This window comes from Enterobacter cloacae complex sp. AR_0002 (assembly GCF_001922365.1).
Classification (GTDB): domain Bacteria; phylum Pseudomonadota; class Gammaproteobacteria; order Enterobacterales; family Enterobacteriaceae; genus Enterobacter; species Enterobacter hormaechei_C.
Map to the genome: position 1 here is coordinate 127284 of NZ_CP018814.1, position 19919 is coordinate 147202.

Below are 19919 nucleotides of genomic sequence, written 5' to 3' on the forward strand. Positions count from 1 at the left end.
GAAAACGAAGCGGCACTGCTCTTTAACAATTTATCAGACAATCTGTGTGGGCACTCAAAGTGACATGGATTCTTAACGTCCTCGGACGATAAATGAATACCAAGTCTCAACGAGTGAACACGTAATTCATTACGAAGTTTAATTCATTGAGCATCAAACTTTTAAATTGAAGAGTTTGATCATGGCTCAGATTGAACGCTGGCGGCAGGCCTAACACATGCAAGTCGAACGGTAACAGGAAGCAGCTTGCTGCTTCGCTGACGAGTGGCGGACGGGTGAGTAATGTCTGGGAAACTGCCTGATGGAGGGGGATAACTACTGGAAACGGTAGCTAATACCGCATAACGTCGCAAGACCAAAGAGGGGGACCTTCGGGCCTCTTGCCATCGGATGTGCCCAGATGGGATTAGCTAGTAGGTGGGGTAACGGCTCACCTAGGCGACGATCCCTAGCTGGTCTGAGAGGATGACCAGCCACACTGGAACTGAGACACGGTCCAGACTCCTACGGGAGGCAGCAGTGGGGAATATTGCACAATGGGCGCAAGCCTGATGCAGCCATGCCGCGTGTATGAAGAAGGCCTTCGGGTTGTAAAGTACTTTCAGCGGGGAGGAAGGCGATAAGGTTAATAACCTTGTCGATTGACGTTACCCGCAGAAGAAGCACCGGCTAACTCCGTGCCAGCAGCCGCGGTAATACGGAGGGTGCAAGCGTTAATCGGAATTACTGGGCGTAAAGCGCACGCAGGCGGTCTGTCAAGTCGGATGTGAAATCCCCGGGCTCAACCTGGGAACTGCATTCGAAACTGGCAGGCTAGAGTCTTGTAGAGGGGGGTAGAATTCCAGGTGTAGCGGTGAAATGCGTAGAGATCTGGAGGAATACCGGTGGCGAAGGCGGCCCCCTGGACAAAGACTGACGCTCAGGTGCGAAAGCGTGGGGAGCAAACAGGATTAGATACCCTGGTAGTCCACGCCGTAAACGATGTCGACTTGGAGGTTGTGCCCTTGAGGCGTGGCTTCCGGAGCTAACGCGTTAAGTCGACCGCCTGGGGAGTACGGCCGCAAGGTTAAAACTCAAATGAATTGACGGGGGCCCGCACAAGCGGTGGAGCATGTGGTTTAATTCGATGCAACGCGAAGAACCTTACCTACTCTTGACATCCAGAGAACTTAGCAGAGATGCTTTGGTGCCTTCGGGAACTCTGAGACAGGTGCTGCATGGCTGTCGTCAGCTCGTGTTGTGAAATGTTGGGTTAAGTCCCGCAACGAGCGCAACCCTTATCCTTTGTTGCCAGCGGTTAGGCCGGGAACTCAAAGGAGACTGCCAGTGATAAACTGGAGGAAGGTGGGGATGACGTCAAGTCATCATGGCCCTTACGAGTAGGGCTACACACGTGCTACAATGGCGCATACAAAGAGAAGCGACCTCGCGAGAGCAAGCGGACCTCATAAAGTGCGTCGTAGTCCGGATTGGAGTCTGCAACTCGACTCCATGAAGTCGGAATCGCTAGTAATCGTGGATCAGAATGCCACGGTGAATACGTTCCCGGGCCTTGTACACACCGCCCGTCACACCATGGGAGTGGGTTGCAAAAGAAGTAGGTAGCTTAACCTTCGGGAGGGCGCTTACCACTTTGTGATTCATGACTGGGGTGAAGTCGTAACAAGGTAACCGTAGGGGAACCTGCGGTTGGATCACCTCCTTACCTTAAAGAACCTGCCTTTGTAGTGCTCACACAGATTGTCTGATGAAAAGTAAATAGCAAGGCGTCTTGCGATTGAGACTGTACGTCCCCTTCGTCTAGAGGCCCAGGACACCGCCCTTTCACGGCGGTAACAGGGGTTCGAATCCCCTAGGGGACGCCACTTGCTGGTTCGTGAGTGAAAGTCACCTGCCGTCATATCTCAAAACTGACTTGCGAGTCACGTTTGAGATATTTGCTCTTTAAAAATCTGGATCAAGCTGAAAATTGAAACGACACACAGCTCATGTGTGTTCGAGTCTCTCAAATTTTCGCAATCAGAAGTGAAACATCTTCGGGTTGTGAGGTTAAGCGACTAAGCGTACACGGTGGATGCCCTGGCAGTCAGAGGCGATGAAGGACGTGCTAATCTGCGAAAAGCGCCGGCGAGGTGATATGAACCTTTGACCCGGCGATGTCCGAATGGGGAAACCCAGTGTGTTCCGACACACTATCGTTAACTGAATACATAGGTTAACGAGGCGAACCGGGGGAACTGAAACATCTAAGTACCCCGAGGAAAAGAAATCAACCGAGATTCCCCCAGTAGCGGCGAGCGAACGGGGAGCAGCCCGGAGTCTGAATCAGCTTGTGTGTTAGTGGAACGGTCTGGAAAGTCCGACGGTACAGGGTGATAGTCCCGTACACGAAAATGCACATGCTGTGAACTCGAAGAGTAGGGCGGGACACGTGGTATCCTGTCTGAATATGGGGGGACCATCCTCCAAGGCTAAATACTCCTGACTGACCGATAGTGAACCAGTACCGTGAGGGAAAGGCGAAAAGAACCCCGGCGAGGGGAGTGAAAAAGAACCTGAAACCGTGTACGTACAAGCAGTGGGAGCACCTTCGGGTGTGACTGCGTACCTTTTGTATAATGGGTCAGCGACTTATATTCTGTAGCAAGGTTAACCGTATAGGGGAGCCGAAGGGAAACCGAGTCTTAACTGGGCGTTAAGTTGCAGGGTATAGACCCGAAACCCGGTGATCTAGCCATGGGCAGGTTGAAGGTTGGGTAACACTAACTGGAGGACCGAACCGACTAATGTTGAAAAATTAGCGGATGACCTGTGGCTGGGGGTGAAAGGCCAATCAAACCGGGAGATAGCTGGTTCTCCCCGAAAGCTATTTAGGTAGCGCCTCGTGAACTCATCTTCGGGGGTAGAGCACTGTTTCGGCTAGGGGGCCATCCCGGCTTACCAACCCGATGCAAACTACGAATACCGAAGAATGTTATCACGGGAGACACACGGCGGGTGCTAACGTCCGTCGTGAAGAGGGAAACAACCCAGACCGCCAGCTAAGGTCCCAAAGTCATGGTTAAGTGGGAAACGATGTGGGAAGGCACAGACAGCCAGGATGTTGGCTTAGAAGCAGCCATCATTTAAAGAAAGCGTAATAGCTCACTGGTCGAGTCGGCCTGCGCGGAAGATGTAACGGGGCTAAACCATGCACCGAAGCTGCGGCAGCGACGCTTATGCGTTGTTGGGTAGGGGAGCGTTCTGTAAGCCGTTGAAGGTGTGCTGTGAGGCATGCTGGAGGTATCAGAAGTGCGAATGCTGACATAAGTAACGATAAAGCGGGTGAAAAGCCCGCTCGCCGGAAGACCAAGGGTTCCTGTCCAACGTTAATCGGGGCAGGGTGAGTCGACCCCTAAGGCGAGGCCGAAAGGCGTAGTCGATGGGAAACAGGTTAATATTCCTGTACTTGGTGTTACTGCGAAGGGGGGACGGAGAAGGCTATGTCAGCCGGGCGACGGTTGTCCCGGTTTAAGCATGTAGGCGGAGGTTCCAGGTAAATCCGGTACCTTGTTAACGCTGAGGTGTGATGACGAGGCACTACGGTGCTGAAGTGATAAATGCCCTGCTTCCAGGAAAAGCCTCTAAGCATCAGGTAACACGAAATCGTACCCCAAACCGACACAGGTGGTCAGGTAGAGAATACCAAGGCGCTTGAGAGAACTCGGGTGAAGGAACTAGGCAAAATGGTGCCGTAACTTCGGGAGAAGGCACGCTGATATGTAGGTGAAGTCCCTGCGGACGGAGCTGAAATCAGTCGAAGATACCAGCTGGCTGCAACTGTTTATTAAAAACACAGCACTGTGCAAACACGAAAGTGGACGTATACGGTGTGACGCCTGCCCGGTGCCGGAAGGTTAATTGATGGGGTTAGCGGCAACGCGAAGCTCTTGATCGAAGCCCCGGTAAACGGCGGCCGTAACTATAACGGTCCTAAGGTAGCGAAATTCCTTGTCGGGTAAGTTCCGACCTGCACGAATGGCGTAATGATGGCCAGGCTGTCTCCACCCGAGACTCAGTGAAATTGAACTCGCTGTGAAGATGCAGTGTACCCGCGGCAAGACGGAAAGACCCCGTGAACCTTTACTATAGCTTGACACTGAACACTGGTCCTTGATGTGTAGGATAGGTGGGAGGCTTTGAAGCGTGGACGCCAGTCTGCGTGGAGCCATCCTTGAAATACCACCCTTTAATGGCTGGTGTTCTAACGTAGACCCGTGATCCGGGTTGCGGACAGTGTCTGGTGGGTAGTTTGACTGGGGCGGTCTCCTCCCAAAGAGTAACGGAGGAGCACGAAGGTTGGCTAATCCTGGTCGGACATCAGGAGGTTAGTGCAATGGCATAAGCCAGCTTGACTGCGAGCGTGACGGCGCGAGCAGGTGCGAAAGCAGGTCATAGTGATCCGGTGGTTCTGAATGGAAGGGCCATCGCTCAACGGATAAAAGGTACTCCGGGGATAACAGGCTGATACCGCCCAAGAGTTCATATCGACGGCGGTGTTTGGCACCTCGATGTCGGCTCATCACATCCTGGGGCTGAAGTAGGTCCCAAGGGTATGGCTGTTCGCCATTTAAAGTGGTACGCGAGCTGGGTTTAGAACGTCGTGAGACAGTTCGGTCCCTATCTGCCGTGGGCGCTGGAGAATTGAGGGGGGCTGCTCCTAGTACGAGAGGACCGGAGTGGACGCATCACTGGTGTTCGGGTTGTCATGCCAATGGCACTGCCCGGTAGCTAAATGCGGAAGAGATAAGTGCTGAAAGCATCTAAGCACGAAACTTGCCCCGAGATGAGTTCTCCCTGAGACCTTGAGTCTCCTGAAGGAACGTTGAAGACGACGACGTTGATAGGTCGGGTGTGTAAGCGCAGCGATGCGTTGAGCTAACCGATACTAATGAACCGTGAGGCTTAACCTTACAACGCCGAAGCTGTTTTGGCGAAGAGACGAAATTTTCAGCTTAGATTCAGAGTCCGAAGGATTTTGCGCTGAGACAAGGCGGCAAACGAAGGAAAGGAAGGAGCATACTGAGGTATGTGACTGACTTTACGAGAGCAGCCAACGCAGTATCAGTGCGAAAGACACAGGACAGAGCACAAGAATTTGCCTGGCGGCTGTAGCGCGGTGGTCCCACCTGACCCCATGCCGAACTCAGAAGTGAAACGCCGTAGCGCCGATGGTAGTGTGGGGTCTCCCCATGTGAGAGTAGGGAACTGCCAGGCATCAAACAAGAAAAACCCCGTACCGTAAGGTACGGGGTTTTTTGCTTTGGGCGCGGAAAACATGCCGGATGGCGGCTTCCCCTTATCCGGCTTACAATTGTTAAAACAATTTTAACAATGGTGCCGCTTTGACTCGTCCCTTTGATTATCAACAAGATTTTGCCAATATTAATTTTCGCGAACATCCCGAACGGTATCAGGTGGGCCGGGGTGAGCAGGGCGTATTGATGGTCGAGCCTTATAAAAGCGAAATCCTTCCACACTGGCGTTATAAAAATGCTGAAGTCGCAGCGCGTTCGGCAGAAGAGATCTACGCCCTCTTTGAAGAGTACCGCAGGAATAACGATTTTGTAGGTATGGATATGGCGCGTAAATTCATACAGATGGGATACACCCGTGCCCGGCGATACGCCAATCATAAAGGCGGAAAAAAGTATGATGAGAAGCGCCAGGTCAAACCCCTCGATCACGATCCAGTAAAAGCAGAGGCCGCTGCGGTATTCAAAACGTGGTGGGATAAAATTCGTGCCGATGAAGATTATTTGCAGCGAAAAAAGGCTCACCAGCAAGCGTGGGGATAATTACTACGTCCGCTAATAATTCGATACCTGATCGAGTTCACAAAATCCAATGAAACATATTGGAAACATTTTATTTACCTAACGATTCGTTTTAAATCCGGTTTTACTGTTTGTGGGCAATGGCCCGCAATGTGAGACAGGGGATTTTAAAATGACAGAAACCGTAGCCAGTGCAGATACGGATAATACCAGTTTAGCAGGCAAGGATACTCGCCGTCGGGTTTGGGCAATCGTTGGAGCTTCATCGGGGAACCTTGTAGAGTGGTTTGATTTTTACGTCTATTCATTCTGTTCACTCTACTTTGCGCATATCTTTTTCCCGTCAGGGAACACCACAACGCAGCTTCTGCAAACCGCAGGCGTTTTTGCCGCCGGGTTCCTGATGCGTCCCATTGGCGGATGGCTGTTCGGCAGGATCGCGGACAGGAAAGGGCGCAAGACATCCATGCTCATCTCCGTATGCATGATGTGCGTCGGCTCGCTGGTGATTGCCTGCCTTCCCGGATATGACACTATCGGAACATGGGCACCGGCGTTGCTGTTGCTGGCACGTCTGTTCCAGGGGCTGTCAGTGGGTGGCGAATACGGCACCAGCGCGACATACATGAGCGAAGTGGCTGTTGAAGGGCGCAAAGGTTTCTATGCATCATTCCAGTATGTAACCCTCATTGGCGGACAGCTACTGGCGTTATTGGTTGTGGTGATCCTTCAACAAATCCTTAGCGATGAAGATTTACGCGCCTGGGGCTGGCGCATACCGTTTGCCCTGGGGGCCGCCCTGGCGGTTGTGGCGCTGTGGTTACGCCGTCAGCTTGATGAAACCTCCCAACAGGAGGTCAGGGCGCTGAAAGAAGCCGGTTCGATGAAAGGGCTGTGGCGTAACCGCAAAGCATTTTTGATGGTACTAGGCTTTACCGCCGCAGGCTCGCTAAGCTTCTATACCTTCACCACCTATATGCAAAAATATCTGGTCAACACGACGGGCATGCATGCTAACGTTGCGAGTGTCGTCATGACGGTGGCGTTACTGGTCTTTATGCTCATCCAGCCGATTGTTGGCGCGCTGTCGGACAAAATAGGTCGCCGCACCTCCATGCTGATCTTTGGTGGCATGCTCACCCTGGGGACTGTTCCGCTTTTGACGGCGCTACAGCATACAACCTCTCCGTATGCCGCTTTCGCTTTGATTATGGTGGCACTTATTATTATTAGTTTTTACACGGCAATCAGTGGCATTTTGAAAGCGGAAATGTTTCCCGCACAGGTGAGGGCGCTGGGCGTAGGCCTCTCTTATGCGGTCGCTAACGCCCTGTTTGGCGGTTCGGCAGAATATGTCGCGCTATCCCTAAAGTCATGGGGCAGTGAAACGACCTTCTTCTGGTATGTCACCATCATGGGGGCGCTGGCGTTTATTGTCTCCCTGATGCTGCATCGTAAAGGAAAAGGGATCCGCCTTTAATAATGCGCCATCTGCCAGACGGCGTAGCCGGTTGTTGCCCCGGCTACGTCCCAGGCAAAATCTTTCCAGCTCCAGCCGCTTCCCGAGGGGCGGCTATCCCAAAGTTCTTTTGATGCCCCCAGGCTGATGGAGAACATCAGGCCCATTGTGGCACTTCGATCCCGGCTATACCCCTGGTGCAGCGCATACTCATTACCCGCAGCGGACAACATTGCAGACGCCAGAAAGTGTTGAGCTTTATCCTGACCCGACCAGTTATCATTAGCCATATGGCTGCAACCGGTCAGGAAAAGAGGGATTATCAGGAAAGGCGTACGCATTAACAGACTCCATAAAAAAGCCCCGTCGATGACAGGGCTCGTGTATTACAGAATGCGGCTGATGAGGCGGTCGATACGGATCCGACGTAGACGGCGAATCAGCTTGCGAACTTTCACCGGATAATCAGCGATGCTTTGCAGATCGCGATAATGACGAACCACGGTGGTATGCGTGCGTATAAGCTCCAGCTCACGATCGCGTTTCGCGGCTAACGCATGCTGAGGATCATGAATAAGGATGGCGTTTTCCAGATCCAGACGCCAGGCGCGTGGGTTCAGGTTATTACCGGTCAGCAGCATCCACTCGTCATCCACCCACATCCCTTTGAGGTGATAGCTGTTGTCTTCATCTTTCCAGAGACGCACAACCAGCTGGTCCGTGTTCACATAGTACTGTAAACGGCTCAGGAAGCGGCGCAGGTTAATCTCATAGAGATAAGGCAGTGCGCCGATGATCTTGAAAGGCTGATCTTCCGGAATGAAAAAGTCATTTGCCGTTTTATCCCCGACAATGATTTCCACCTTTTTACCATCACGCAACAGCTGAATGATATTACGCACCAGAACGGCGGGAAGGTTGAAGTACGGGGTGCAGATGGTGAGCTTATGCTCAGCGCACGGCATCAAATGAAAGATGGTCTTGTTCAGCAGGCTGGATTTTCCCAGGCCTACCAGAGGCGTAACGGACAGTTCTTCATTACTGGCATCACCCTGAAAACGATAAACCGCATCGCGCAGTTCCTGGCGGAAGGAGCGAACGTCGTTTTTGATTTCCGGGCTTTTCGGGCGATGAGGATCGTCAAGACGGTGCACACCCCGACCATGAACCAGGTTTTTATCAACCCAGTTGAACATGATGTCAGCCATCTGCGGATTGCGGATCAGATGGTAGCGATCGTAGCGGTATTTATCGAGCTGATGGAGATACACATCATTCAGGCTGGCGCCGCTATAAAGGACGCTGTCATCAATGATAAATCCTTTAAAATGAAGAACGCCAAGCGCTTCACGGGTATTCACCGGTACGCCATACACCGGGATATCAATACCCGGATTTTCCTTGGCCGTGCGGCAATACCAGTCAGCATTGGTATTCGAGGCAGCCGCACCAATACGGCCACGCTGAGCACGGTGCCAGTCAACCAGCACGCGAACATCCAGTTCCGGACGCTGACGTTTCGCTTCATAGAGCGCGTTGAGGATCGCACGCCCACCTTCATCTTGTTCAAGATAGAGCGCCACAATGCAAATACGTCGCGTAGCGCTGGCAATCTTTTCAAGAAGCGTCTCCCGGAAATGAGCGGGAGCATAAAAGAACTCTACATCATCAACTGACTGAGAAATCTTCGGTAGTTGAGCAAGGTGTTGTTGATGTTTATTACGCTTAAATTTTGACAACATCACAGTGCGTTTCTTCTCTGTTCATTGAAGGGTTGTCTGTACCAGGCAAACAACATAAGCGGACAATGATACCCCAGTGCCGGTAAAAGTGGGTAACATTTCCAGCAGCTTACTCTTGTTTATCCGTCGAAGTCAGGCTGAGGGACAGAGAGACAATGCCTTCATCCAGCTGGATATCAACGTCAAAACCGAGCTTCCGCGCCAGGGTCACCATACCCCGATTGTTTGGCATAGTAATGCCATTCAGGCGTGACAATCCGTGATCGCGCGTATAACCAATGAGTTTTTCGAGCAGCCGTCTGCCCAACCCCAAACCCTTAAGATCGGAACGCACCAGTACGGCAAACTCGGCATCCACATTATCCGGGTCGGAAATGGCACGCGTCACGCCGAGGATCTCCTCTCCCGCTCCGGAACGGCGGACCGCCACAATCGCCATTTCTCGATCGTAGTCGATCTGGGTCATATTGGCTAAATCGTCATGGGTAAATTCATTGATTTCGCTGAAATAGCGATAGTACAAATCTTCCTTCGTCACCTGCGAGATGAACGCCCGCAGCAGCGGCTCGTCTTCCGGCAGGATAGGGCGAAACAGCGCCCGCTCCCCATTTTTCATCTCCACCCACTCTTCCAGATGAAGAGGATAAGGACGAATGGCGAGACGGCTTTCCGGGTCACCGATATAGGGCGCAATATCCAGCGTCACGTCCAGGGCGGTAAATTCATTTCCGGAGGCAAGAAGGGGGTGAATATCCAGGCGCTGGATCTCCGCACAGTCAACAATGAGGTTGGAGACCTTCACCAGAAACTGGCTTAATCCGGCGATATCAAGCGGCCGCAGAGCGCTTCTCCCGCGGATTTTTTTGCTTTTGATGGCCTGAATAATTAAATAACGCGCCAGGTTCATGTTCAGAGGGGGAAGCGCGACAACCGCCTGTTCTTCTGGCCGCCACTCAACGCCGCCTTCACCCAGCATAATGAGCGGACCAAAAACCGGATCGTGTTCGACAACCACGCGCAGCTCCTGCGCACCTGCACGGTTGGCCATGCTCTGCACCAGCAGGCCGTGGATCCTGGCCTGTGGCCACGTCATTTTTACGCGATCGATAATGGCATCCGCGGCCTGTTGTACTTCTGTCGCGGTGCGCAGATACAGCATGACGCCCTGCACATCCGATTTGTGCGGAATATCGGGAGAGCGCAGCTTCAGCGCGACCGGATAACCAATCTGCTCAGCAATATGTACCGCCTCAGCGCTGTCGCCGGCAATCCAGGTGGGCAGGGTTTGCATTCCATAACTGCCAAGAATGGGTTGTACCTCATGTGTATCAAGAGAAGTGGCGCCCTCTTCGATGGCCTGCTGCAAAAGCCTGTGCACATCCACCGAATTTGCGGTGAGATTGCCCGGCAGGGCAGGCGTTTCACGCAGCTGCTTCTGGTTGCGGCGGTATTCAACCATATGCATAAACGCGGTAATGGTGCCCTCTGGGGTACGGTAGGTTGGCAACCCGGCTTCACTAAACAGACGCCGTGCCTCCTGCGAGGAGAATTCGCCGCACCAGTTGGTCAGCAGGGTAACGTATTTACCGCGGGGATGGTTTCGGACCGCCTCAATCAGCGCACGCGCACTTTCGCTGCCTGGCGCAACCGCGCTGGGCGAATGGATAATCATCAGCGCATCAAAGTCCTGGCTATCCAGCAAAATCGTGATCGCCTTAATGTAACGATCGCTGCTGGCATCATCGCGCAAATCGAGGGGATTATCGGGAACAACGCTTCCCGGTAACGCATCCCGCAGGCGCTGGAGCGTCTCTTCACCCAGCGTGGCCAGCTTGCCGTTGCGTAGCCAGAGCTCGTCCAGCGCCAGGGCGGCGGGAGCTGCACCGTTGCTGACAATCATCAGCTTTTCACCGCGCAGGGGGCGCATGTGGCTTAACGTTTCGACGGCGGAAAAAAGCTCGTGCGTATCCTGTACCCGCAGTAAACCGGCGCGCTGGATCGCTGCATCCCATGCGGGATCCATCCCGGAACGGGAATGTAGCAGGCGCTGAGCCGCGGGGCTGCGCCCGCTTTTGATGACCAGAATCGGTTTATTACGTGATGCGCTACGCGACGCCGACACAAAACGACGGGCGTCGCTCAGGTGTTCAAGGTAGAGCAGGATAGCGCTGGTTTTGCTGTCACGCGCCAGGAAATCCAACAGCTCATCGACGTCAATGTCCAGGCTGTCGCCGAGGGCAATGAAATAGGAAAAGCCCATCTCACGCTGCTGCGCCCAGTCGAGGATGGTATTGGATACCGCAGCCGACTGCGAAATAAAGGCCAGTTTGCCTTTACGGATCGGAACCGGGGAAAAACTGGCATTCAGCCCTTGCCAGGGCGCAAGCAGACCGAGGCTATTTGGACCAAGAATGCGCATCTGGTAGCGGCTGGCGCAGGCCAGCAGTTCGGGCTGCTGTTCAGGAGGCGAGGAAAGAATAATGCAGGTTTTACAGCCTTTCTGACCGAGCGACTCAAGCAATTCGAGGTTTCGTTTCGCATGCGTACAGAGCACGGCGAGGTCGGGAACAAACGGTAAACTTTGCACGTCCGGCCACGCCAGCACCCCCTGTACCGCCTTATAAGCGGGCGTAACGGGCATGACCGGGCCGTTAAATCCGCCAGCCAGCAGATTGCGCATCATCAGATACCCTGCGCGGTCCGGTTTCATCGAGGCGCCAATAACGGCAATGGATTTCGGACGGAGTAGCGCTTCTAACCCTCTCTGGCTCATGCAGGCCTCCTGTGAATGCAAGCGACCTGATGATTTTAAACGCTTTCTGCCTCAGTTGCTGTGACACTACCCTTATGAACGGTTTTTCCCGCAAGATAACGTTCGCGGAAGCAGGAGAAGTGACTGCCCAGCGCGCCGGCCGCCTGGGTATCGCCCGCCAGATCCAGTAGCGCTATGGCGACTTCAGCGGTGCAATATTGACCGTCGGCATGCGCTTCACGCAAGCGATAGGCCGAAACACGCGACAGATCGACGGAAATCACCGGCAGCGCATCAAGATAAGGGCTTTTGCGAAACATCTTTCTTGCTTCGGTCCAGGTGCCGTCGAGCATAATAAACAGCGGCGGCTTACCGGATGGTGGCGCCGTAAGTACCTGACGTTGTTCGCCTGCATATGATGCCGGGAAAACGACCATGGGCTGATAGTCCGGGCTTGCCACCAGGTCGAGCAGAGCCTGAGGTGGCTCAGTGCGCGACCACTGAAACGCTGCGGTGTTGGGTAGAATATCGGCGATCAAACGCCCTGTGTTGCTGGGCTTCATCGGTTCGGTATCGAACATGACCAGACAAAAGCGGCTTTTCGCCTCGCTCGGCGCAAGCGTTTCGCACAGACACACTTTCAGCGGTAAAAGGCAGCGCTGGCAGCGGCGAATACGATTGCCTCGGGCCAGAAAAGGGCGGGTGGCGCGCGCAAGGCGCTCGGCGCGTAATTGAAGTACAGCGTTATCAGTCATGGGCGAAAAGGCAGGAAAAACCCCATTTTCGCAGAGGAGAGAACGGGGCACAAGATATGCCCCGCGAATGTTACAGGGATTCGTTTAACCAGCTGTCGAAAGGCGCTTTTGGTACTGCACCATTGAGCATGTCGATCACTTCACCATTTTTGAAAATCATAATGGTTGGAATGCTGCGAATGCGAAAACGGGCGCTGAGTTCACGTTCCGCTTCGGTATTCACTTTGACAAAACGCATTTTCCCGCTGCGCTCTTCAGCTACGTCTTCGAAGATGGGCGCAAAGTTACGGCAGGGGCCGCACCACGGTGCCCAGAAATCGACCACAACAGGCAGATCGTCCTTGAGGAGTTTGTCCAGCGTAGCACCCGTCGCGTTAATGACATCGCCATCAAATAATTCGTGGCCACAACGCCCGCATTTCGCACCGTCATCCATCCGATCGTCCGGAATGCGGTTTAAAGCCTGACAGTTGGCACATACGGTATTCATAACTAACCTCTGATAGAGCCGTGGAACAACGGCAGAACGCCGATAATGTTTCTGATATGTTACATATTATCAGTGAGCCTGTATGAAACGACAACGCGTTTTATTCAATGGGAACAATAGTCACAGGCTTTTGTACGAAATTATGGCTATGAGCTTGCACATCGGGTAATCTGCGCGCTTCGCGCAGCGCTGGTGGAGAAAAGCATGAACGACGAAATGAAAAACAAAAGCGGCAAGGTCAAAGTGATGTATGTCCGCAGTGATGATGACTCTGATAAACGCACCCAAAATCCGCGTACCGGAAAAGGTGGCGGGCGTCCGGCGTCTTCTCGTGCAGACGGTGGCCGTCGCCCCGCCCGCGATGACAGAAATAACCGCGGCGATGACCGCAAACGTGATGACCGTAAGCGTGACGATCGCAAACGCGATGATTTTGTCCGCGACGGTGGATCGCCATGGCGTACCGTTTCTCGCGCGCCCGGTGAAGAGACGACCGAAAAAGCCGATCACGGCGGTATCAGCGGAAAAAGCTTTATCGATCCGGAAGTGCTGCGTCGTCAGCGTGCGGAAGAGACCCGTGTCTACGGTGAGAACGCCTGTCAGGCCCTGTTCCAGAGCCGCCCGGAGTGTATCGTTCGTGCATGGTTTATCCAGAGCGTGACCCCGCGCTTTAAAGAAGCGCTGCGCTGGATGGCGGCGAACCGCAAAGCCTACCACGTGGTTGACGATGCCGAGCTGACAAAAGCGTCCGGTACAGAACACCACGGCGGCGTCTGCTTCCTGATCAAAAAACGTAACGGCACTACCGTGCAGCAGTGGGTTAGCCAGGCGGATGCCGATGACTGCGTGCTGGCGCTGGAAGATGTTGGTAACCCGCATAACCTGGGCGCTATGATGCGTAGCTGCGCGCACTTTGGCGTGAAAGGCGTTCTGTTGCAGGATGCCGCGCTGCTGGAATCCGGTGCGGCGATTCGTACCGCGGAAGGTGGTGCAGAGCACGTTCAGCCGATCACCGGCGACAGCGTGCTGGAAGCCCTTGAACAATTCCGTAACGCGGGCTACACCATTGTCACCACCTCAAGCCGTGCCGCTACGCCGTTGTTTAAAGCGACGTTGCCGCGCAAAATGGTGCTGGTGTTAGGTCAGGAGCGCGATGGTCTGTCTGATGCGGCACTCTCCAGCGCTGACCTGAGCGTCTCTATCGACGGCACTGGCAACGTTGAAAGCCTGAACGTATCCGTTGCGACCGGCGTGCTGCTGGCGGAATGGTGGCGTCAGAACAAGGCATAAGCCTTTTATGTGCCGGGCCTGACCCGGCACATTCAAACCCTACTCGCTCTCTGCCGGTAACACAGGCATCCAGTCAATCGGCTTTTCGCCACGCTTTTCCAGCCACTCATTCGTCAGAACAAAATGATTACTGCCAAAGAAACCACGATGCGCAGACAGCGGCGACGGGTGCGGCGCCTTCAGCACGTGATGACGCTGACGATCGATAATCGCCCCTTTCTTTTGGGCATGCGAACCCCAGAGTAAAAACACGACGCCTTCACGATGCTCATTGATCAGGCTGATAACCTTATCGGTAAAGGTTTCCCATCCCAGACTGGCGTGGGAGTGTGCCTGACCCGCCCGGACGGTTAATACGGTATTCAGCAACAGCACGCCCTGGCGCGCCCAGCTTTCCAGATAACCGTGATTAGGGCGGGTGAAACCCGGAATCGTTCCTTCCAGCTCTTTATACATATTCAGCAGAGAAGGTGGGATGGCCACGCCCGGACGCACGGAAAATGCCAGTCCGTGAGCCTGCCCGGGGCCGTGGTACGGATCCTGCCCCAGGATAACCACCTTTACATCGCTCAGTTCGGTGTAGCGGAAGGCGTTAAACACATCTTTCTGCGGCGGATAAATTGTCTGGCCGGCCTGCCGTTCAGCCGCAACGGTACTGAGGGTATTTATAAAATAGGGCTGCTGCTTCTCTTCAGCCAGCACGTCATGCCAGGTTAAAGGTGTTGTCATCTCGCTCTCCTGCGAATCTCATTCTGTGTCTAGCTTACCTGTTAAACCCCAACGAGCAAAATTACCCGCGGAAAAGCAGGCTAAGTGACTCAATTTATGTTGAAAACCAGGCAGGATAAGTTGAATTAGTAACCCTTTAAAATTGATCTAAAACAAAAAATACAGACCACACTCTTTGTGTGGTTGGTGGTTTTGTTGATTTAAATCAATAAATCACCCGGGTCTGAATGTTATATATACACACAACAAACAATGGTTTTACCAATTGGCCGCAAAAGGCCAGCATCAGTTAATGTAGCCTAAGGGAGGCAACACATGATTACAGGTATCCAGATTACTAAAGCTGCAAATGACGATCTGCTGAACTCTTTCTGGCTGCTGGACAGCGAGAAAAACGAAGCGCGCTGTGTAGTAGCGAAAGCAGGTTTTGCGGAAGACGAAATCGTTCCGGTGAGCAAACTGGGCGAAATTGAATACCGTGAAATTCCAATGCAAGTGCAGCCAGAAGTACGCGTGGAAGGTGGTCAGCACCTGAACGTTAACGTCCTGCGTCGCGAAACGCTGATGGATGCCGTTGAGCACCCGGAAAAATACCCGCAGCTGACCATCCGTGTGTCTGGCTATGCGGTGCGTTTCAACTCTCTGACCCCGGAACAGCAGCGCGACGTTATCGCGCGTACCTTTACTGAAAGCCTGTAAGGTTTCAGCTTTGGGGGTGGAATAAAAAAGCCGGGAATGTCCCGGCTTTTTTTTACTCTTCCGTTTTTGTCTCTGACGCAGCAGAGCTTGGCTTACGGCGCTTACCAATATTTTTGGTATCGCGGTGGCGCTGTTTAACGCGCGGCTTCTCTTTTTCTTTCTCTTTTCTCTCAGCACGTTTCGCGAGCGCTTTCTTGGACGGTTTACCCGTCATTTTTTCACTCGGCGCACGTGTGGTCGGACGAAGTCCGTCAATCACGCGAGCTTTCAGCGGCTCCTCAACGTAGCGGCCAATTTTCTGTAGCAGCAAATGGTCGTGCGCTTCTACCAGAGAGATAGCAATACCTTTGCGGCCCGCACGGCCGGTACGACCAATACGGTGCAGGTAAGTATCACCGCTGCGCGGCATATCAAAGTTGATCACGTGGCTCACGTCCGGGATGTCGATCCCGCGCGCGGCAACGTCGGTGGCAACCAGCACATTCACGCGGCCATCGGTCAGGCGCTTAATCCCTTCGGTACGCTTAACCTGCGCCATTTCACCTTCGAGATAGCAGTTGTTGATACCGGCATTGCGCAGCATTTCTGCCAGTTCATGCACGCGCTCACGTTTGCGCACGAATACGATGGTACGGGTTGCCTCTTCCTGCTTCAGCAGGTGTTTCAACAACTCAACCTTATGCTCAAGGTTATCTGCGCGGTAGTACCACTGGTGGATCTTCTTACGCTCACGGGTCGATGGCGTAGCGGACACTTCCACCGGATCTTCCAGCAGACGTTCGGCGAAATCTTTAATGGCATCCCCTTCAAGGGTTGCCGAGAACAGCATTGTCTGGTTACGCCAGCGCGTTTCACCCGCGATGTGTTCGATGTCCTGGGCAAAGCCCATGTCCAGCATGCGGTCAGCTTCATCGAGAATCAGCGTTTCCACTGCGCGGCAGTCGAAGTTCTCTTCTTTTATGTATTGCAGCAGACGGCCTGTCGTCGCGACAACGATATCCTGGTTTTCGCTGAACACTTCGGCGTGGTTCATATACGCTACGCCGCCGGTGATGGTCGCGATATCCAGATGGGTGTTCGCCGCCAGCTCACGCGCGTGTTCGGCAACCTGCATCGCCAGTTCACGGGTCGGGGTCAGGATCAAAATGCGCGGCGGGCCTGATTTTTTACGCGGAAAGTCGAGCAAATGCTGCAACACAGGCAGCAAGTAGGCTGCTGTCTTCCCCGTGCCGGTTGGCGCAGAACCGAGCACATCGCGGCCCTCAAGCGCAGGCGGAATGGCCGCGGCCTGAATGGCGGTCGGGCGTGTAAAGCCTTTGCTCTCAAGGGCATTGAGCAGGCTTTCATCGAGTTCAAGTTCGGAAAAAGTCGTTACAGTCATGTTCTACCTCTGTGTGGGGCGCTGATTATAGACGTTACGGCTGTAATCTTCATCTGTTTGTATGGATATCGCTTTTCGACCACTTCGCTTTCCCCTATGCTACTCCAGTTTCACTCAGAAGGTTGCCCTGACATGTCTCAACTCAAAGCGCAGTTGCGCCGCGATGGTTTTACGTTTAAACAGTTTTTTGTGGCGCACGATCGTTGTGCGATGAAAGTCGGTACAGACGGTATTTTACTGGGGGCATGGGCTCCTGTCGCAGGTGTAAAACGCATTCTGGATATTGGTACGGGCAGCGGACTTCAGGCGCTGATGCTGGCGCAGCGAACGGAAGAACACGTCACGATCGATGCCGTTGAGCTTGATCCTCAGGCGGCCCGGCAGGCAAGTGAAAACGCTGCCGACTCTCCGTGGGCAGAACGCATCAGGGTAGAATGCGCCGATGTCCTGACCTGGGCGCCGGAGCAGACCGCGCGTTACGATTTGATTGTCAGCAATCCGCCATATTTCACGCCAGGCGTGGAATGTGGCACGCCGGAACGCGAGCAGGCACGTTACACCGGCTCGCTCGATCACAAGGCGCTACTGACCAGTGCGGCGGAGCTCATCTCGGAAGAGGGATTTTTCTGCGTGGTCTTGCCTGTAAGCACGGGTAATACCTTCATTGAGATCGCACATGAGATCGGCTGGAATCTGCGTCTTCGTACCGATATTTCGGATACGGAAGGACACTTACCGCACCGCGTGTTGCTGGCACTCTCGCCGAAAGAGGGCGAGTGCTTTATCGACAGGATGGTCATTCGTGGGCCAGACCAGCGTTATTCCGAAGATTACACAGCTCTGACCCAGGCCTTTTATCTGTTTATGTGAACCTGCGGCGTCAACACCGACGGCCCGGACGTTTCAAGCGGTTCGGGATAGTCCAGCGTATAATGCAGGCCACGGCTCTCTTTGCGCATCATTGCACAGCGCACAATCAGCTCGGCAACCTGCACAAGGTTGCGCAGCTCCAGCAGATTATTGGAAACGCGGAAGTTGGCGTAATATTCATCGATTTCCTGCTGCAACATCATGATGCGGCGTAACGCGCGTTCCAGACGCTTCGTTGTACGTACAATCCCGACATAATCCCACATGAAAAGCCGCAGCTCGTGCCAGTTATGCTGGATTACCACCAGTTCGTCCGGGTTTTCTACCCGACTTTCATCCCATGCCGGCAAGTGTGTTGTCGGACGTGCATAGGGCATGCGTTTGGTAATATCTTCCGCAGCCGACCACCCATACACCAGACACTCCAGCAGCGAGTTTGAGGCCATGCGATTCGCACCATGCAGGCCGGTATAGCTGACCTCGCCGATCGCATACAAACCATCCACGTCGGTACGACCATGATCGTCAACCATCACTCCGCCACAGGTATAGTGGGCGGCAGGTACAATCGGCACCGGATCGCGGGTTAGATCAATACCCAGACTCAGCAGCTTTTCATAAATCATCGGGAAGTGCTGGCGAATAAAGTCTGCCGGTTTATGGCTAATGTCCAGATACATACAGTCCACGCCAAGCCGCTTCATCTCGTGGTCAATGGCGCGGGCCACGATATCCCGCGGTGCCAGTTCACCTCGGGGGTCGAAGTCCGGCATAAACCTGGAACCGTCCGGACGCTTCAGATACGCGCCTTCGCCACGCAACGCTTCAGTTAACAGGAAGTTACGCGCCTGCGGGTGGAACAGGGCGGTAGGATGGAACTGGTTAAACTCCAGATTCGCCACGCGGCAACCTGCGCGCCAGGCCATGGCGATACCGTCTCCGGAGGCGATATCCGGGTTAGTCGTGTACTGGTAAACCTTGGAGGCGCCGCCGGTGGCCAGCACAACGGCTTTTGCCTGGCAGGTTTCCACCTTCTCTTTATTCCGATTCCACACCCATGCGCCGACAACACGGCGCGTGCCGGGCAGGCCAATTTTATCGGAAATAATCAGGTCGACGGCGTTGCTGCGCTCCAGCACCCGAATATTGGGATGGCTGAGGGCTTTGCTGACCAGCGTGGTTTCAACCGCTTTTCCGGTTGCATCAGCAGCGTGCAGAATACGGCGGTGGCTGTGCCCGCCTTCACGGGTCAGGTGATAGCTCTCTTCACCATTAGGCTGAACCTGCGTATCAAACAGCACGCCCTGATCGATAAGCCATTGCACGCAGTGGCGGGCATTGCTGGCGACAAACTCTGCGGCATGCTCATCCACGATCCCGGCACCGGCAATCAGGGTGTCTTCTACGTGCGAGGCAATGCTATCCGTTTCATCAAACACCGCGGCAATACCGCCTTGTGCATAGAAGGTGGAACCTTCGCTCATCGGCCCTTTACTCAGCACGATTACGTTCTGATGTTCCGCCAGGCGCAGTGCGAGGGAGAGGCCGGCAGCACCGCTGCCAATGATCAGTACATCACAATGAAGTTCAGGCGTCGTGTTCATGATGTTTGTTTAATTTACTAAACATGGTGTGGGGGAGAATAGCATTGCGATGCGAGATATCGCACGTTTTTTTTGAGGTGTGTTGCAATGACTAAACGGAATCCCGGAGGTTAAATCTGCGCTAAATGGCCGGAAATATTTTGCGAAGCAGATCGTTAGCTTCAGATTTTGTGGTGAAATAAAGCCTGTGTTGCGTTACTCTTCTGACGATAAAGTTAATGATTCTTGTCAGAAAGCGGGTGCGTATCGTGAACAGACTTATAATGAGAGAAAATGAATGGTCTGCGGCGCGATGAACAAAAACAAAGGCGTTACGGAACTTATTGAAGAAC

The 19919-nt window shown here is 53.7% G+C and carries 13 protein-coding genes, 1 tRNA gene and 3 rRNA genes; 9 read left to right on the forward strand and 8 right to left on the reverse strand.

Annotated features, from left to right (window positions below; translation table 11 throughout):
* The first annotated feature begins 163 nt into the window (after window positions 1-163).
* The 6 genes from AM329_RS00805 to AM329_RS00830 all read left to right on the forward strand — a co-directional run bounded on the left by AM329_RS00805 (window position 164) and on the right by AM329_RS00830 (window position 7296).
* A 16S ribosomal RNA gene (locus tag AM329_RS00805) occupies window positions 164-1705 on the forward strand.
* Between the two features lie 84 nt (window positions 1706-1789).
* A tRNA-Glu gene (locus AM329_RS00810) sits at window positions 1790-1865 on the forward strand.
* A gap of 182 nt (window positions 1866-2047) precedes the next feature.
* Window positions 2048-4952 (forward strand): 23S ribosomal RNA (locus tag AM329_RS00815).
* 188 nt (window positions 4953-5140) lie between these two features.
* Window positions 5141-5256: ribosomal RNA gene (rrf, locus tag AM329_RS00820) — 5S ribosomal RNA — on the forward strand.
* Together the 16S, 23S and 5S rRNA genes with 1 tRNA gene alongside form the textbook arrangement of a ribosomal RNA operon.
* A gap of 128 nt (window positions 5257-5384) precedes the next feature.
* Window positions 5385-5837, forward strand: coding sequence for a DUF4385 domain-containing protein (locus tag AM329_RS00825; protein WP_006811623.1), 453 nt, complete (start codon window positions 5385-5387; stop codon window positions 5835-5837).
* Between the two features lie 151 nt (window positions 5838-5988).
* Entirely contained in the window at window positions 5989-7296 is a 1308-nt protein-coding gene (locus AM329_RS00830) for an MFS family transporter (RefSeq protein WP_003860741.1), read from the forward strand.
* Here the strand turns inward: AM329_RS00830 and AM329_RS00835 are convergent.
* The 5 genes from AM329_RS00835 to trxC form a co-directional block, all read right to left on the reverse strand.
* Window positions 7293-7616 carry a YfiM family lipoprotein gene (locus tag AM329_RS00835; RefSeq protein WP_003860739.1) on the reverse strand — a complete coding sequence of 108 codons (324 nt, stop codon included), beginning with the start codon at window positions 7614-7616 and terminating at the stop codon, window positions 7293-7295. The two genes, AM329_RS00830 and AM329_RS00835, sit on opposite strands and share 4 nt — an antisense overlap.
* 45 nt (window positions 7617-7661) lie before the next feature.
* Complete coding sequence (gene pssA, locus AM329_RS00840; protein WP_032609868.1) at window positions 7662-9017, reverse strand: CDP-diacylglycerol--serine O-phosphatidyltransferase; 1356 nt, start codon at window positions 9015-9017, stop codon at window positions 7662-7664.
* A gap of 109 nt (window positions 9018-9126) precedes the next feature.
* On the reverse strand, window positions 9127-11790 hold the full coding sequence (pat, locus tag AM329_RS00845) for a protein lysine acetyltransferase (protein WP_022651672.1): 2664 nt from the start codon (window positions 11788-11790) through the stop codon (window positions 9127-9129).
* Window positions 11791-11825: 35 nt separating this feature from the next.
* On the reverse strand, window positions 11826-12524 hold the full coding sequence (gene tapT / locus AM329_RS00850) for a tRNA-uridine aminocarboxypropyltransferase (RefSeq protein ID WP_003860734.1): 699 nt from the start codon (window positions 12522-12524) through the stop codon (window positions 11826-11828).
* A 70-nt stretch (window positions 12525-12594) separates the two neighbouring features.
* A complete protein-coding gene (gene trxC, locus AM329_RS00855) occupies window positions 12595-13014 on the reverse strand; it encodes a thioredoxin TrxC (RefSeq protein WP_003860733.1) in 420 nt (139 codons plus the stop codon).
* A gap of 204 nt (window positions 13015-13218) precedes the next feature.
* On the opposite strand from trxC, the gene AM329_RS00865 reads away from it, so the two are divergent.
* Window positions 13219-14304, forward strand: a complete 1086-nt coding sequence (locus AM329_RS00865) for a tRNA/rRNA methyltransferase (RefSeq protein ID WP_023314680.1) — start codon at window positions 13219-13221, stop codon at window positions 14302-14304.
* A gap of 39 nt (window positions 14305-14343) precedes the next feature.
* Here AM329_RS00865 and ung read toward each other — a convergent pair whose 3' ends face one another.
* Window positions 14344-15033, reverse strand: coding sequence for a uracil-DNA glycosylase (gene ung / locus AM329_RS00870; protein ID WP_003860729.1), 690 nt, complete (start codon window positions 15031-15033; stop codon window positions 14344-14346).
* Between the two features lie 315 nt (window positions 15034-15348).
* Between ung and grcA the strand changes: the two genes are divergently transcribed.
* A complete protein-coding gene (grcA, locus tag AM329_RS00875; protein ID WP_003860727.1) occupies window positions 15349-15732 on the forward strand; it encodes an autonomous glycyl radical cofactor GrcA in 384 nt (127 codons plus the stop codon).
* Window positions 15733-15784: 52 nt separating this feature from the next.
* Here the strand turns inward: grcA and srmB are convergent, their stop codons facing one another.
* Window positions 15785-17113 carry an ATP-dependent RNA helicase SrmB gene (srmB, locus tag AM329_RS00880; protein ID WP_003860725.1) on the reverse strand — a complete coding sequence of 443 codons (1329 nt, stop codon included), beginning with the start codon at window positions 17111-17113 and terminating at the stop codon, window positions 15785-15787.
* A 132-nt stretch (window positions 17114-17245) separates the two neighbouring features.
* Between srmB and AM329_RS00885 the strand changes: the two genes are divergently transcribed.
* On the forward strand, window positions 17246-17983 hold the full coding sequence (locus AM329_RS00885; RefSeq protein WP_032609866.1) for a tRNA1(Val) (adenine(37)-N6)-methyltransferase: 738 nt from the start codon (window positions 17246-17248) through the stop codon (window positions 17981-17983).
* On the opposite strand, the gene nadB is transcribed toward AM329_RS00885, so the two are convergent.
* Window positions 17968-19587, reverse strand: coding sequence for an L-aspartate oxidase (gene nadB, locus AM329_RS00890; protein ID WP_003860722.1), 1620 nt, complete (start codon window positions 19585-19587; stop codon window positions 17968-17970). The genes AM329_RS00885 and nadB overlap by 16 nt on opposite strands.
* Window positions 19588-19919 lie beyond the last annotated feature (332 nt).

Excerpts from the sequence above, each read along its gene's own strand:
- ung (WP_003860729.1), bottom strand. The coding sequence starts at position 15,033 with ATGACAACACCTTTAACCTGGCATGACGTGCTGGCTGAAGAGAAGCAG.
- tapT (WP_003860734.1), bottom strand. The coding sequence starts at position 12,524 with ATGACTGATAACGCTGTACTTCAATTACGCGCCGAGCGCCTTGCGCGC.
- nadB (WP_003860722.1), bottom strand. The coding sequence starts at position 19,587 with ATGAACACGACGCCTGAACTTCATTGTGATGTACTGATCATTGGCAGC.
- AM329_RS00830 (WP_003860741.1), top strand. The coding sequence starts at position 5,989 with ATGACAGAAACCGTAGCCAGTGCAGATACGGATAATACCAGTTTAGCA.
- srmB (WP_003860725.1), bottom strand. The coding sequence starts at position 17,113 with ATGACTGTAACGACTTTTTCCGAACTTGAACTCGATGAAAGCCTGCTC.
- AM329_RS00865 (WP_023314680.1), top strand. The coding sequence starts at position 13,219 with ATGAACGACGAAATGAAAAACAAAAGCGGCAAGGTCAAAGTGATGTAT.
- grcA (WP_003860727.1), top strand. The coding sequence starts at position 15,349 with ATGATTACAGGTATCCAGATTACTAAAGCTGCAAATGACGATCTGCTG.
- AM329_RS00885 (WP_032609866.1), top strand. The coding sequence starts at position 17,246 with ATGTCTCAACTCAAAGCGCAGTTGCGCCGCGATGGTTTTACGTTTAAA.
- pssA (WP_032609868.1), bottom strand. The coding sequence starts at position 9,017 with ATGTTGTCAAAATTTAAGCGTAATAAACATCAACAACACCTTGCTCAA.
- trxC (WP_003860733.1), bottom strand. The coding sequence starts at position 13,014 with ATGAATACCGTATGTGCCAACTGTCAGGCTTTAAACCGCATTCCGGAC.
- pat (WP_022651672.1), bottom strand. The coding sequence starts at position 11,790 with ATGAGCCAGAGAGGGTTAGAAGCGCTACTCCGTCCGAAATCCATTGCC.
- AM329_RS00835 (WP_003860739.1), bottom strand. The coding sequence starts at position 7,616 with ATGCGTACGCCTTTCCTGATAATCCCTCTTTTCCTGACCGGTTGCAGC.